We start from the raw sequence: 13723 nt of genomic DNA, 5'->3' as shown, positions 1-13723 counted from the left end.
TCCGCAACTCCCACGCGCCATCGGGATGCCCCACGGGGGCGCCGCGGCCCGAATCCTTGACGCAACTCCGAACCCTTGGGAGACAGCCATGTCGGAAACAACAAGCAAACTGATCATAGATATCCCGGTTGAGCTGAAGGAAGTAAAATCGGTCCACAGCATTGGGAGCCTTCAGTTCGAAGGCGACCTTCCTGCGGCGCTTTTCCATCTTCAGCTGATCACCACGGATATCGCAAATTGGAGGGCGACATCAGATGTGATCGTGGTCTTCCACACCAACGCGGGTCACGTCACGCTGAATGACGCGGCCTATAATGCTTCGCGCAACATCGCCACTGGAAACCCCTACAAGAAGCTGATTGCTGACCTCATCGACATCGGCGTCAAGGTCGAACTATGCGGCGCGACGGCGAGGGTAAACGGCTGGGGGAACGCCGATCTTGTGCCCCGGATTGAGGTAAATCTCGACGCTATGGCCCGCACGATCCAGCTCGTGCGTCAGGGTTTCGTCAAGATCACAGAGTGACGGTCGGTCGACTGATCCAGTCTCTTACCAGACATGAGGCGACCATGCTCCAATTGCCATTCGGGTTCCATTCGACGTCTTCCGAAGTCCTGAGAGGTGTAGACCTCCGGGGAAAGACGATGATTGTCACCGGCGGCGCGAGCGGGATCGGCATCGAGACGACCTCGGCGCTCGCCGCGGCCGGGGCCACGGCCGCGCTGCGCAAGGGAAGCACCCTCAAGGTGATGGTGGTGGCGGACGGCGGCAAGGAGACGAACCTTACGCTCTCGCTTAAAGGGTTCCCGAGCGCGCTCGACAGGACCACTGCGTTGCTGCAGTAAGTGGCAACCCCAGCCAACCCGCCGAGACGCCATGCCAAGCCTTATTGCCTCGGGCGGCGGCGACGCTCTTGGCGCACGGCTGCTTGACGCTTCAGCGCTTAGGCACACTCGCGACGCTTCCGGTCATGTGTTGATCACCGTCGTCGCACTGGCATGCGGTTTGGGCGCTTGTTTTCGGCCCCCGAAATCTTCGTCCAGCCACAATACACTCGAACTGATGTAACATAATGGATATTATAAGAGCCGTAACCGCTATTCCTGGGCCGCCCAAGCAGGCATGTAGCCCCCCTTTTGTTGACGCGATGTATGTGGCGGATCATGATAACCAAGGGCGCAAAGAGCGACACCTCATGCTGGTGGGAGGATAAAAATGCAGCCACTTGTCATCGACGCGAAGCCTCAACCTATTTCAATTGATCCCGCTAACGCTGCAGTTCTCGTCGTGGACATGCAGAATGACTTCGGCTCCAAAGGTGGAATGTTCGACAGAGCCGGAATCGATATCTCCGGCATTCAACGGGCTGTCGACCCTACTGCCAGCGTAATAGCTGCCGCTCGCAATTTGAGCGTGCCCATCGTTTATCTGAAGATGGGGTATTATTCCGACCTATCGGACCTTGGGACATCGGACGCCCCCAATCGTATCCGACATCTTCAGATCTTTGGGGTCGGTGAGAGCATGACAGCCCCGGATGGTAGCGAGAGCCGGATTCTGATCCGCGACACCTGGGGAACAGATGTCGTTAACGACCTCAAGCCAGAGGCAGGGGATGTCGTCCTCTATAAAACGCGGTTCAGTGGTTTCTACGAGACCGAACTCGATTCTGTTCTGAAGACCGCAGGCATCAAACACCTCATCGTGACAGGATGCACGACCAGCGTGTGCGTGGAGTCGACAATTCGGGATGCCTTCTTCAGGGACTATCAGTGCATACTGCTGACGGATTGCACTAGCGAGCCCATCGCCTGGGACGCCTCAAGGAGCAATCATGATGCCTCGATCACGCTCGTGCAGATACTCTTTGGATGGACATCGACGTCCGACCACTTCCTGAAGGCGATCGAGGAGCGAGTTCAGGGGCGTCTTGAACTAGCCGAATGAGTTGGCGAGGCGAGACCGCGCAACGGATCGGCCCCCATCGTCTCTCGCACCAGCGCTGCCAATCCCTCCGCGCCCTTGCGGAAGTCGACGGGCTTCGTCGCCACCATGACCTTGACCGCACCCGTCGGCCCGATCACGACGTCGCCTTCAGCGCGCGGATCACTGCGGCCCCCGTCTTGGTATCGGCGCCCCCCCGCCGACGCGCATCGCGATGCCGTCGATCTCAAGCTCGATCATGCCTGCATCTCGGGTGGCTTGCCGTTTCCGCTGCTTCGGTGAACGGCTGGCTACAGGTTCCGCCGCCGCCACAACCGCCGGCACAAAGGCAGGAGAATCTTGCTGCACCGAAGCGGCCTGTTTGCGCGCTTCGCGACGCCAGGCGAAGACCTGCTGCGGCCTAAGGCCATACCGACGGGCGACCTCGGAAATGATTGCGTTCGGCTCCAGCGTCTCCGCGATGATCCGCGCCTTGTCGTCCACCGACCAATGACGCCGACCGCCGGCACCGTTGATCACCTCGAAACGCCGAAGCTGCCGCTCCGGATCAAGCGTAAGGTCAAGTCCAGACACAAGCCGATCTCCGATCCCAATACAAGATCGGCAACCTCACAGATCGCGACCACTCCCGAAAGGTGGTCCCACAACATCGCTTACTAAGAGCCTCTGAATCTTGATATAAAAATATTGGTTCCATAGCTAAACTTCTGCCGTTTATCGTAGAAGAGCGAATCCGCAAACAATTGGACGGTTCTACAATAAGGGATCGACTTGGGTTCCTGGAAGCTTTTCGAATTTTCTGCCTCGCGCCGCCAGCCGAATTGCGGGGCACTTGTGAAAGAAGTCGGAATGCATGAGTTCGCTGTTGGGCAAGCTTGATCGATGCGCACGCATCGGAATTCATACAGGACGGCAACACCTCATCGCATCTGGGGCAAGCCCGGGGTCCATAGGGCGGGACATGACGTTCGCAGTTTTGAATCGTTGCGGCTCCCCGGGCTTAACGAAACTGCGAAGTACGAGCTGCCGATCTCCTTCAAATCTACGCGACAGCCCACCATCAAGATTCGGAAGCGCGACCGCGAGCGCGCCGAGCGCATCCGATTGGCCGGTGGGCCGAAACCATGCCTCAGAGAACGCGCAGTCGCGCTTGCTCGGGGGCGAGAGGTGGTGCGAACACGTGATCTCACAGACATTGGCATTCCCCGCTGCTATCTGGCCCGGATGTGTGATGAGGGCCTGCTGATCAACGTCGCCTACGGCATCTATCGCGCCACAGATCAGAAGGCGGCATGATCCGATGATGGCCAATCCCCGCAGAATGACAATGTCCGCAGCGAGAGCGGCCACACCTGGCACCATTCGGCATGTTGCTGTTCAAGATAACGAAACTCGGCGTTGCCGAGGCCGCCAATCTCAAGGACTACAAGACCAGGATGCCCGCTTTCCGGGAAACGCTGAGCGACGACGACATCATCGCGGCTCTGTCCTACATCAAGTCGCGGTGGCCGGGAGAAATGCGTCGTCGACATGATGCACTTAATCGTGTCTACGAACGTCGAGACTCTTCCGCGAGATGAGCCGCAACATGCCGGCGACGCGCCAACTCCCGATAAAACGCCTCCGGTGTCACGCCGATCTCGGAGGCCGCCTGATACCAGCGCCCTTTGGGCGGTAACTTGCCGCCGTTGAATGCCATCCAGGCATCCAATCTCGCTGCAACCGATTTCAGGGACAGGATCTCGGCGCGGGTCCGCGTCCGGTGCACCTCGCCTGCCAGATGGCGCATTAATGCAGAAGCCAGATCGGGATCGCTTTCAATGGCCGTCTTGGCTCTAGTCATCGGCACGGCCCGGACCGCCGATTCTTCGGCTGCGAGGGCATCGCAATGATATCGGTCAGCGAACAACGAAGCCTCGGCGACGATCGAACCGGAGCCGGCACGCTGGAGCGTCAGCTGGAGTCCGTCAGGAAGCGCCCGGACAAGGCGCAGTTCACCCGCAATGACCAGGAAGAGTGACAGGACCGGGTCGTCGGTTCGGAAGAGGACATTGCCCGCGTCGACGCGCTGCTCGCGCTCCGCCAGCGTCAGGAAATATTCGAATAACGAACTCGACATGATCGCGATCATGTTCCTAGTTCGATAGCCGTGTCAAACGTCGCAGGACCCCGAGACCACGGAGATCTACCGATGAACCGGATGTTTTCTGCATTGCTTTTGCTGGCGCTCCTTGAGGCCGTGGCGACCGCGGCTCAGAACCATGGTCTCCACGGGGCCTCAGAACAGGCTAACCCGCCTTCGCCATATTCGGGGATGGAGACGCGTAGCGTGAAAGCGCTGTCAGGTGAGCAGATCGCCGACCTCGGGGCGGGCCGCGGGATGGGCTTGGCGCTGGCGGCCGAACTTAACGGATATCCGGGTCCGTCACATGTCCTCGAGCTCGCCGAAACTCTCGGCCTGACGGGCAAACAAGCGACGCGTACTAGGGAACTGCTGGGCCAGATGGAGGCGGAGACCATCCCACTGGGAAAGCGGCTCGTCAACGAGGAAGCCGAGCTGGATCGCCTGTTTGCCCAAAGGACGATTACGGCGACCCGCCTCATTGAAATGACAAAAGCCATCGCCGACTTGCAAGGCGCTCTACGGACGGCGCACTTGCGCTACCATCTCGATATGGTCCAGTTACTTACTCCCGAGCAGGTCCGCCGATATTCCCAACTTCGCGGATATGCTGGAAGCGCTAATTGAGCAGGCACATCACTTCGGCCCCACATCAGATGGGACGGATTCGATCACTAGCGCGGGGCAACTTAATGGCGGTTGGTACAATGCTACCGCCGTATCTAGGATCAGGGCTTTGCCGGCCTAAGCGAGGGCAGGGGGCTACGCTACTTACGCCGATGCCCAATCGACATGATCCCGAGCGCCGTCAGATCGTCGGCGGTCAGGCTTGGTAGCACCTTCATCGATGTCGTGGCTACCGAAGGCGTCGGCATACCCGTCGAGGCCGAGGCTCACCAGCCATGCCCGAACATCCACGTGCCTACCTCCCAGGCGGTGGAGGCTTTGCCCGACCACTATATCGCAAACACTAAGCCCGGTCGCCTCTCTCGCGATGAGCAATGCCCCTTTGGCCGTGCGTTATCCTATCAGTGAATGATGCCAACAGTCCCGAATTTTTACTGATGGGTAGCCTGCATTCAGATGGCATATTAGGACAAGTTAAACTAATACAGAGTGCGGCCCACGACCATTCGCGCGATTGATCTCCACTTTGGAGGAACTGGTATCCAGAAACCGGAACGCGGGAGGATGAAATGACTTTGAAGCACTGTCTGCTAGCCGTCGTTTTCACGTCACTGTGCATGGGTTCTGCCCAGGCCCAGTCTGCGAAGGAAGCCATCGAAGCCGCTAATGCAGAGTTCGTGAAGGCTTATAACAGCAAGGACGCGGCCGGAGTTGCGTCGAAGTACGCGGATGACGCGGCCGCATTCCCGCCGGATATGGCGCGTGTCGACGGCCGCCAGAATATCCAGAAACTATGGCAGGGCGCGATGGATATGGGCATATCGGGGCTCACGCTTACGACACGTGATGTCCAAGAAAGTGGGGATTTTGCGTTCGAGTCCGGGAGTTTCTCTCTCAAGGCACCCGGCAAGGATTCGAAGCTGGTCGATGCGACCGGGAAATATGTGGTGGTCTGGAAGAAAGGCCAGGACCGCACCTGGAAGCTCTACCGGGATATATGGAACTCCGACTCGGGGAAATGAAGGGCACCTACGACGCTATCAGAGTTAGCGTCATTCTCCCCACTGCGATGGGCGGGACGGAGCCATGGGCGACTGGGCCCGCGACGCATTTGGTCCCAAATCATGCGCCGAGTCAGCCCACGCCGCGTTGCATTCGTTCCTTCGAAAGCCGACCGAAAACAGCCCGCCCCCTGCGACTTCAACATGTACAAGGGGCGCCATCTCGCCGAGAACTTCTTCTGCGACCTCAAGCAATTCAGGCGTGTCGCCGCTCGATACGAAAAGATCGACGAGAGCTTCCGCGCCATGATCTATGCCACCCAATCAAGTCCACAACCGGCAGCCGCTTGCGGGTAAGGTACTAATAGGCGAAACTGATCGGAACCTGAGAGGGTCTGCCACCTCGCCTCCGAGTTTGGCCGCCGACAGAGTGCTCCGCAATGGACCGCAAGCTCGCCGCCATCCTTGCTGCTGACGTCGTCGGATATTCTGCCATGATGGAGCGCGACGAGGCGGGAACGCATGAACGGGTGCGCGCCGATCATAAGGAACTTTTCGAGCCGACAATAGCGCGTCATCATGGCACTATCTTCAAGCTGATGGGCGACGGCCTGCTGGCGGAGTTTTCTTCTGTCGTCGAGGCGATGGAATGCGCGGTTTCGCTGCAACGTGGGCTGGCCGAGCGAAACGCCTCGTTGCCGAAAGACCAGCGCGTGGAAGTGCGCATTGGCGTCAATCTTGGCGACTCAGGTCCGATGGTTCGCCATACGCTCTGCCAACTCGAACTTAAGTGATTAATCTGTCGAATTGAAAGTTCACTGACCGTTACTGTCCAAAATTGACGGATAAAACTCTAACACCCACGAGAGTTCTCGCTGCAAGTGAGCTTAGAACCAAAGAAATATTTAGAAATATTTACAAATTCATGAAAAAGTCGCGTAATACATATTATGGAACTAAGTGGTGGATATATAACATTTTCTTTTCAACTCTGAGGGAGTGCGTAGTATTCGAGTCCGCCGTTGAAGAGCTCACGCTGGCTGGGTCCTCCTTGGCATGCAGCTTTGCCACAATCGGTGTTGCGCCGACTCCTGTCCAAAGGCATTGAAATGCCGCTGCGCGGCTCTATCTGTTCAGGTATATCGTGCGTTCTCCTCCCATTTCGCACGATGAGTTCCCCTCTGAAGGTCTAACCTTCACATCTTGGCCGAGCCTCTGGGTCGGCCATTTTTTCACTCCACCGCCCCAACTCAGAACAACGCGGCCAAACTGGCATTCATTTAGCGGCCGCACATCCAGCCAGGGCGTCCCGGCACAAATGCCGACTCACTCTCGCGCCTGCGCTGGCCTTCAACGGTGACGGCGAGTGGTGACTGGACTCCTATCGCCTCTACAAAGCGTCGATGATTTCCCGCTTCACAAGTCGATCTCCATTCCTCTTTTGCTCACCGGTTGAACGCGATGACCAGCGGCGAACCGAACAGTGAAGCCCAGGCTTGGGCAGTCACCGTTTGGATGGCGAGAATGCGGGTCTTGTCCGTCCACCAGCCATTGCGGGTCGCGACGATGATGTCCGGATTATAGAGCATGGACTGGAGCACCGGCCAGATGATGAGCTGCTCATGGCAAATCAGCGCGCAATCTTCACGCCATCGACATCGACGATTGGATTGGCAAAGACATGCGCCCTCGCCCCGCTGCCCTGCCCGACCCAGGCCAGCCATGCTGCCACATGGAGACAGGCACCGGCTTGAGCGCGCAAAGCGAGGGCGAGGCTATATTGACCCAGGCGCTACCGGCGCCGATCTACCTCGCTGAATGTCTGAGGTGTGAAGAACTCGCGCAGCAGCGACAGGAATGCCTTTTAGCCGCCCGATTGACGGTTCCGGTTCAAGCGAACGAACGTCCAGTTACATCGGTGTTGAACTCGTTGAGGACGATCCAAAGGCGCAGGTCGGCATTAGGTCTGCTCGCAATTCTCGCGGGACGGAACCTCGGCCGCGAACCTGGCCAGTTCCGGCTTAGTGGTTCTGGCCCATTGCACTCCTAGTTCTCTGCGTGGCTGAAGATGAGAGCGCCGTTGTCCTTGCGAACTTCAACGGACACGATTCCATCGTCACCCCTTCGGGTCTGGAACATGGAGATTGCATGGTCTTTCGCGGTCTTCTCGGTGTCGAAGGTCACCTTGTCGACGATGCCCTGTCTTCCATACCAGATAACGGTGTAGGCCATTGTTACTCCCATCCTTTCGGCGGAGCATATAGAATTCGGCGTGTCGCGCGACAGTCGCTTCGACGTCGGGTGTCGCCAAGATCAGATTTCAACTGAGACGCTAGCGAACACCGACGGCGACCGGCCTGTCCTTACGACGCTCAGTTTCGCCAGATTGGATCGCGCGTCCACAGACATGGACAGCGGATGACGCAAGCCGTCTCGATCTGGTCGTAGCTCATTGTCGCCCCGCGTCGTTCACCTCCGCGTAGGCTTCAACCGAATCCTCGAATTCGACGAGCAGCCTATCCGACGTTGTTTCGGTCGTCCCTGCTGGCCGCACGTCGGCCTGGCTCATCAGCCGCTGGTAGTCCTGGGTGTTGAGAAGCACCAGACGTTGCTTGTTGCGCTGAGTTATCGTTATCCGGGTGACGTAACGCCTCGGCGATTATGTCGCCGGATTTCCTCGCCAGATCACTGGTCGAATAGGAACCACCTGATCGGGCCAAGCTGCCCTCCTGTTTGTTGCTGTATTGCTGCTATTTACGTCATTCACAAGCTTACTGAATGAGCTAAAGCAGCGGCCGCTACCCGACGGAAAATCGGGGATTCTCGTATATGGCGGCCGTCGTCAGCTACAAGGCGTTGCGCTCGCGGACATGGAGATACGCGAGGTGTTTGCACCAATTTGAGGCGGCATCGGCAGGCGGCTGGGCTTTCGCAGGAAGAACTGGCCCACCGCGCGGAAGTCGATCGCACCTATATGAGTGCGTTGGAACCCAGCGTCTGCGGCGCGATGATCGACGTCGTCGACAAGCTGGCAAATGTTCTCGGAGTTTGAGGCCGCGGACCTCCTAACCGGGCCTCCATTGCGCGTCACAAAAATAGCAAGCAAATCGCCCTCATTTGTCTTTGTCGGCACCCATGACAGCAGTCGAATCGCGAGCCGGGGCGGAGCCCGGCGAGCGGCCGCCGGGTTTGAAAGACGGCCGCTCGCGCCGGCCCCGATGATCTGGCCGCGAGATTATATTATTGTATGGCGGTCTCGGTGACACGGCGGGCCTGATAGGGCCCGCGGCGAAACGTTCGCTGCGCGGCCTTTCGTTCCCTCATGCCGCCTTTTCCAACAAGGCCTTCGCCCTGCCTTCGAGCTCCAATCGGCTATCCTGATGCGCTTTGGTACGCGCATGCGCGGTCATGCCCTGGACAAAATCGAAGATGCTTTCGGGCGGGCGGCCTTCCTCCCGCAACACAGCCTCGATATCTTGCCCGTTTCGCTCTTGGAGAAACCGCGCTTGCGCAGGAAGCTTTCGCGGTCTTCGTCGCTACGGGCGACGATCTTCTCGCGCGCGGCCTTGATGCCGGCGATGAACGGCGCCGGACTTGAGTTCGCAAAGCTCGTCAAGGCGGGCGCTGCCTCATGAGCAAAACGAAGTGCTGCAAACTTCGAATGCCGGATACTGATTTCTTCAAAGCCTTCCACACCCCACAGATTGCGGTTCATGCAAACAGCGCGGAGATAGAAACTCGCAATGCCCAGCGTCTTCGAACCGACTTCCGAATTCCAGCAATAGAAGCCGCGGAAATACAAATCCGGGTCTCCATTCGGAAGGCGCCCGGCTTCGATCGGATGCGTGTCATCCACCAGAAACAGGAACACGTCTCGGTCGCTGGCGTAAAGCGTCGTGGTGTCCTTTGTGATGTTGACGAAAGGATTGTGGGTCAGCGTCGCCCAATTGAGAACGCCCGGCACCTTCCACATGGTGTCGCCGGTTCCGTTACCCGCTATCTTCATGACGGCGGTGACAAGCTCGTGGTCCCAAATGCGGCCATAGTCCGGGCCGGTGACGGCGCGAAGCTCAACGCGTCCATCCTCCGTCTCAAGGGTCTTCATCAATTCCGCCCGATGGCTCAAAAGGCTATGCTGCAAATTGATGCCTGCCCGCGGTGCGGGCAGCTGGCGCATATAGGTCGCCGGCGCGCTGACAAGACTGCAAAGCTGGCCAAAACTCCAATGCGTGGGTGCAATCGGTTGCTCTTGTCCGGGGATGATAAGCGAAAGCCGCTCTGCATTGTCGCGGGTCGCTTCGACGCGAACCGCGCGGCTCTCAACGGTGCGGGCGGTGGCGCGGTCGGCTCTCTTCTTCACGGCATCATAAAGCTCGGTAAGGCTCAGAAAACGCTCGTCATCGGGACGTGAAAACCATTCCGAGGAAACTCGTCCGATCCGCTCGCCGCGCGACACTTCGACACGGAAGCCGCTGGAAGCAGGCCGCTGCTGGCCGTTGCTCTCGCTGTTGAGATGGTGGTCATATCCATTGTGCTCACTCCTTTTCCGTCAATGCCGAAGGCATGTCACCCGGCATGCCTTCCGGGGCGCGTGAGCGCGCGGGAGTGATGGGGGCCAATGGCGGCGCGCGGAGCCGGGTTGCACGGTCGAGCGGAGCGGATGGAAATTGATGGCCGTTTTTGCTGCAGTGGGCCGCTTTGCGAGCCGGCGGTCCTGCTCTGCACAGGCGGCAATGGTGGGGAAGCGAGGGGAAGTCCCTCGCTGCCCAACGGATCGACAGGGTTATCGATCAGAACCATGAATGCGAAGCTTACTCTTTTATGTTGTGCAAGAGCTTTGGATTTTATAAAGAAATATACTATTGACTGTCCGCGGCATATGCAAATCAAAATCGCTAAACCGTCCGGTACAATAAGAGGAAAACTGTATGACCACTGCGCCCGAACAAATCAGCCAAGCGGATACCGTGTCGATAGCGGCCGACATTGTCGCCGCCTATGTGTCGAACAATCCGCTGCCTGTCGGCGAATTGCCGAAACTGATCGGCGATATCCATGCCGCTCTACAAGGGCTCGGCACGCCGGTGACGGGACCTGTGGTGAAGCAGGAACCGGCAGTATCGATCAGGAAGTCCGTGACGCCGGACTTCATCATCTGCCTGGAAGACGGAAAACAATTCAAATCGCTGAAACGCCATATCGGAGTCCACTACAATCTGACCCCTGACGAATACCGGCAGAAATGGAACCTGCCCTCCGACTATCCGATGGTGGCGCCGAATTACGCGGCCACGCGTTCGGCCCTTGCGAAGTCATCTGGCCTCGGGCGGAAAGCGGCTGCGCCCATTCCTGCCGCGGTGGAAAAACCAAAACGGACTGCTCGTGCGGCAGCAGCAACGACGACCCCGGCCGCCATCAAGTCACCAGTGAAGAAGACGCGCAAGGCACCAGCCAAAGCCTAGTGCGCTGCGGCTGGCGGACGTGCCAAGCTGTGGGACCTGACCATGGCAAAGCCCCGCCTTTTCGGCGGGGCTTCGTGTCTAGTCGGGTCACTCTGCGGTGCGGCGGGACCAGATGAGCGAGAATTCGCCCTCGGTGTCGGTCTCGACCAGACTCGCATAGATTGGAGCGGGGAAGCTGGGATCGTCGAGCTTGACGGAGTGGTAGTTGCGGCCCTCGCGCGAGGTCTTCTTCCATGCCGCCCCGAACTCGGTGGCGCCGGCGAAGATGCGGAAGTCGGGACCCCTTTTCCTTTTCGCCAACCGCTGGAGAGAACGTCACCGTCTTGACGTCGAGGTTGAGGGTCTTGACCGAGCCGGAGAAGCCTTTCGCGGTGCGCGAGAATGTGCCGATTGTAGCCATTGTGGTGGTTCCTTCTGTTTTTCTCGGGCCGCGCCCATCGCGGCCTCGATGGTGGTCGTGAGACCGGAGACGATCGGTCCGCACCCACCGGGTCCCCGTTGCGCTGCGCAATGGGGTGGTCCTTAGGGGCTGAAACGAAGTGGAAGGCGGCGGCGCGAGGCTTTCTTGGACCGCGAGGAATGGACGCTCAGCGGACAGGGGAAGAAAACGCAGCGCCGTCGTTGCGGGAAGACGATCGAGACTGAGTGCAGCGAAGACGGTCTTCGGTCAGACCCAATCCATCCGAGGACGTTGTGGGCGTAGCTTAGAATTGGCGGAAGGAACCGCCACCAGGCTGCTATCTGTCACAGCTGATGTCGCCCGTGCCGTGGCGCCTCTCCGTCCTGTCAAAGAACTGACCCAAACGCCAGGAGAGTGCGTCCGTCCTCCAACGGATGAAAAAGGAACGGCCGACTTCCTTCATCTTGGGCTGACCCGCCATCGAGTTTCGGGCGGCTCCGAAGACGACCGATTGAATGCTGAACGCAGCGCTTCCAAGCCGCCAACGCTCGTGAAGTCTCGGTGCCGGTGATCGCGGAAGGCGGCATTGCTGACCGGCGCGGCATCGCCGCCGCCTTCATGCTCGGCGCGTCTGCCGTGCAGATCGGCACCGCCTACCTGCGCTGTCCAGAATCTCTGGCCAGCGCAGTGCATAAAAGCGCGCTGGCACATGCGTGATGACGGGACGGCACTTACCAACGTGTTCACCGGGCGTCCGGCTCTCGGGCTGTCGTCAACCGCTTCACGCGTGAACTGGGACCGGCCGGCGGCCGAAGCAACGGGCTCAGGCGATTTCTCGCCGCTGCGGGCCGGGCAGTCGGCCGCACTCGGCAAACAGTTGCCGGCGAGAGAACTGACGCTGAAATGGGCCACGGACGCAACGCAACTGAAGCCCCATCGGCTATGACTGGGAACAGACATGATCCGGTGCAGCTGCCCTGCACGCCTTGGACGATATCAGGATCGCAAGAACGGCTAACATGAAAACGAACGCTGTCTCAAAGCGCTTCTGAACGGCCCCACTGAGTGGCCCAGGGCAAATGTAAGTTTGGTCTTGGTCCGGGCTCCACTGGGAGCCTGGCCGGCGGAGCGGGTCGGGCTGGCGCAGCCGGCCAGGCGGCGATCGCCCGCCTCAATTGGGATTGGGCCCGACAGACCGGCTGCGGAAGTAGGTCCCAATATACACCATCATTGTTGCCCGTGGGCCACGATCGTCAACAAATTGGACCAATCAAGGCCGCTCCTCAGTAGATTCCGTTGACCGCTTAGATGCGACGTATCTATTCGACAGATTGCATTTGGGGGTGATCGCTATGAAACGACTTCTTCTCGCATCCGCGTTGTCCGCGTTGACGCTTACGCCTGTCTTGGCCGCTGACGTGGTTGCACCTATCGCGTCCGTGTATGACTGGAGCGGGTTCTATGTCGGCTTGCAGGCTGGATATGGGTGGAGCCGCGTCGACCAGCCGTACGCAATTGTCGGCGGGCCGTTTGACTTCACGCAAGATGATGCTGACGGAAATGGATGGCTTGGCGGCGCGCACGTTGGTTACAATAAGCAATTCGACGCTTGGGTACTTGGCCTTGAAGGAGACTTCGAAGCTTCTAATATCGATGGCGATGATGGCGGCTCCGGCGGTCACATTAACGGCTTTGAGTTCAAGTGGCTGGGGTCGGTACGCGGGCGAGTTGGCTACGCATTAGACCGCGTTCTCCTGTACGGCACGGGCGGTTATGCCATTATGCGAGGCTCAGCATACGCGGTTGAAGGCTTCGGCGGAGCAACGGCAGAAAGCAACTCTGCCACATTCCATGGTTGGGCCATTGGAACGGGTGCCGAGTACGCTTTTACGGATAACCTCACTGCGCGTATCGAGTATCGGTACACAGATTTTGGTTCGAAACGAATTTCGTTCCCGGTCAACGGTTATGATGAAAAGATCGACCCATCATTCCAGGCTGTTCGACTAGGTGTCAGCTACAAGTTCTGACCGACCATACAAAGCGGGGCGCTCGCCCCGCAGCCTTTTATGGCTTCACGCGCTCGCCGGACCTCGCGGTCCAGATGGCCGCATCGAGTTCGCCGGCAAGTTTCATGGTTGCCGCGTTTGTCTCTCACGCCGCAGA

Annotated in this window: 13 protein-coding genes and 9 pseudogenes; 12 read left to right on the top strand and 10 right to left on the bottom strand. The window is 58.8% G+C overall.

Translation table 11 applies throughout. The annotated features are described in order from the left end of the window. Positions 1-88 precede the first annotated feature (88 nt). The 3 genes from NKI49_RS23715 to NKI49_RS23705 all read left to right on the top strand — a co-directional run bounded on the left by NKI49_RS23715 (position 89) and on the right by NKI49_RS23705 (position 1948). Positions 89-526: a DsrE family protein gene (locus NKI49_RS23715; RefSeq protein ID WP_352604985.1), complete on the top strand. Its 438-nt coding sequence runs from the start codon at positions 89-91 to the stop codon at positions 524-526. A gap of 119 nt (positions 527-645) precedes the next feature. After that, on the top strand, positions 646-846 hold the full coding sequence (locus tag NKI49_RS23710; protein WP_502899563.1) for an invasion associated locus B family protein: 201 nt from the start codon (positions 646-648) through the stop codon (positions 844-846). Positions 847-1216: 370 nt separating this feature from the next. After that, positions 1217-1948 (top strand): cysteine hydrolase family protein, encoded by a 732-nt coding sequence (locus NKI49_RS23705; RefSeq protein ID WP_352604989.1) that lies wholly within the window; start codon positions 1217-1219, stop codon positions 1946-1948. 14 nt (positions 1949-1962) lie between these two features. On the opposite strand, the pseudogene tnpB reads toward NKI49_RS23705, so the two are convergent. Both tnpB and tnpA read right to left on the bottom strand, forming a co-directional pair. Continuing rightward, a pseudogene (gene tnpB / locus NKI49_RS23700) lies at positions 1963-2055 on the bottom strand (IS66 family insertion sequence element accessory protein TnpB); the annotation flags it as partial. A 52-nt stretch (positions 2056-2107) separates the two neighbouring features. Next, a complete protein-coding gene (tnpA, locus tag NKI49_RS23695) occupies positions 2108-2464 on the bottom strand; it encodes an IS66-like element accessory protein TnpA (RefSeq protein ID WP_352604991.1) in 357 nt (118 codons plus the stop codon). 363 nt (positions 2465-2827) lie between these two features. On the opposite strand from tnpA, the gene NKI49_RS23690 reads away from it, so the two are divergent. Continuing rightward, positions 2828-3241, top strand: coding sequence for a type IV toxin-antitoxin system AbiEi family antitoxin domain-containing protein (locus NKI49_RS23690; protein WP_352604992.1), 414 nt, complete (start codon positions 2828-2830; stop codon positions 3239-3241). Here NKI49_RS23690 and NKI49_RS23685 read toward each other — a convergent pair. Continuing rightward, entirely contained in the window at positions 3226-3477 is a 252-nt protein-coding gene (locus NKI49_RS23685; RefSeq protein WP_352604993.1) for a hypothetical protein, read from the bottom strand. The genes NKI49_RS23690 and NKI49_RS23685 overlap by 16 nt on opposite strands. A gap of 17 nt (positions 3478-3494) precedes the next feature. Then, positions 3495-4076, bottom strand: a complete 582-nt coding sequence (locus tag NKI49_RS23680; RefSeq protein WP_352604995.1) for a Crp/Fnr family transcriptional regulator — start codon at positions 4074-4076, stop codon at positions 3495-3497. A gap of 60 nt (positions 4077-4136) precedes the next feature. Here NKI49_RS23680 and NKI49_RS23675 point away from each other — a divergent pair, with 60 nt between their 5' ends. Then, positions 4137-4694 carry a Spy/CpxP family protein refolding chaperone gene (locus tag NKI49_RS23675; RefSeq protein ID WP_352604997.1) on the top strand — a complete coding sequence of 186 codons (558 nt, stop codon included), beginning with the start codon at positions 4137-4139 and terminating at the stop codon, positions 4692-4694. Positions 4695-4834: 140 nt separating this feature from the next. On the opposite strand, the gene NKI49_RS23670 is transcribed toward NKI49_RS23675, so the two are convergent. Beyond that, positions 4835-4912 (bottom strand): SAM domain-containing protein, encoded by a 78-nt coding sequence (locus NKI49_RS23670; RefSeq protein ID WP_352695789.1) that lies wholly within the window; start codon positions 4910-4912, stop codon positions 4835-4837. Between the two features lie 351 nt (positions 4913-5263). Here NKI49_RS23670 and NKI49_RS23665 point away from each other — a divergent pair, with 351 nt between their 5' ends. From NKI49_RS23665 to NKI49_RS23655, 3 genes and pseudogenes are all read left to right on the top strand, one after another. After that, the gene (locus tag NKI49_RS23665) at positions 5264-5716 is read left to right on the top strand and encodes a YybH family protein (protein WP_352605001.1); all 453 of its coding nucleotides are present in this window, start codon (positions 5264-5266) and stop codon (positions 5714-5716) included. 126 nt (positions 5717-5842) lie between these two features. Beyond that, positions 5843-6052 (top strand): annotated as a pseudogene (locus NKI49_RS23660) (hypothetical protein); the annotation flags it as partial. An 83-nt stretch (positions 6053-6135) separates the two neighbouring features. Continuing rightward, a pseudogene (locus NKI49_RS23655) lies at positions 6136-6441 on the top strand (adenylate/guanylate cyclase domain-containing protein); the annotation flags it as partial. 699 nt (positions 6442-7140) lie between these two features. On the opposite strand, the pseudogene NKI49_RS23650 reads toward NKI49_RS23655, so the two are convergent. The 3 genes and pseudogenes from NKI49_RS23650 to NKI49_RS23640 form a co-directional block, all read right to left on the bottom strand. Then, positions 7141-7444 (bottom strand): annotated as a pseudogene (locus tag NKI49_RS23650) (nitrilase-related carbon-nitrogen hydrolase); the annotation flags it as partial. Positions 7445-7741: 297 nt separating this feature from the next. Continuing rightward, positions 7742-7927, bottom strand: a complete 186-nt coding sequence (locus NKI49_RS23645; protein WP_352605003.1) for a hypothetical protein — start codon at positions 7925-7927, stop codon at positions 7742-7744. 217 nt (positions 7928-8144) lie between these two features. Further along, a pseudogene (locus NKI49_RS23640) lies at positions 8145-8415 on the bottom strand (type II toxin-antitoxin system Phd/YefM family antitoxin). Between the two features lie 150 nt (positions 8416-8565). On the opposite strand from NKI49_RS23640, the pseudogene NKI49_RS23635 reads away from it, so the two are divergent. After that, a pseudogene (locus tag NKI49_RS23635) lies at positions 8566-8763 on the top strand (helix-turn-helix domain-containing protein); the annotation flags it as partial. 252 nt (positions 8764-9015) lie between these two features. On the opposite strand, the pseudogene NKI49_RS23630 reads toward NKI49_RS23635, so the two are convergent. Beyond that, positions 9016-10151 (bottom strand): annotated as a pseudogene (locus NKI49_RS23630) (DUF932 domain-containing protein). Positions 10152-10623: 472 nt separating this feature from the next. Between NKI49_RS23630 and NKI49_RS23625 the strand changes: the two are divergent. Continuing rightward, positions 10624-11157: a Ros/MucR family transcriptional regulator gene (locus NKI49_RS23625; protein ID WP_352605005.1), complete on the top strand. Its 534-nt coding sequence runs from the start codon at positions 10624-10626 to the stop codon at positions 11155-11157. Positions 11158-11244: 87 nt separating this feature from the next. Here the strand turns inward: NKI49_RS23625 and NKI49_RS23620 are convergent. Then, positions 11245-11557 (bottom strand): annotated as a pseudogene (locus tag NKI49_RS23620) (DUF736 domain-containing protein). 546 nt (positions 11558-12103) lie between these two features. Between NKI49_RS23620 and NKI49_RS23615 the strand changes: the two are divergent. After that, positions 12104-12503, top strand: a pseudogene (locus tag NKI49_RS23615) (NAD(P)H-dependent flavin oxidoreductase); the annotation flags it as partial. Between the two features lie 406 nt (positions 12504-12909). Beyond that, complete coding sequence (locus tag NKI49_RS23610; RefSeq protein ID WP_352605007.1) at positions 12910-13587, top strand: outer membrane protein; 678 nt, start codon at positions 12910-12912, stop codon at positions 13585-13587. The last annotated feature ends 136 nt before the right edge of the window (positions 13588-13723 follow it).

The sequence above is a fragment of the Mesorhizobium sp. M0587 genome, from assembly GCF_040320945.1.
GTDB lineage: Bacteria > Pseudomonadota > Alphaproteobacteria > Rhizobiales > Rhizobiaceae > Mesorhizobium.
This window is presented reverse-complemented; position numbering and strand designations above follow the sequence as displayed.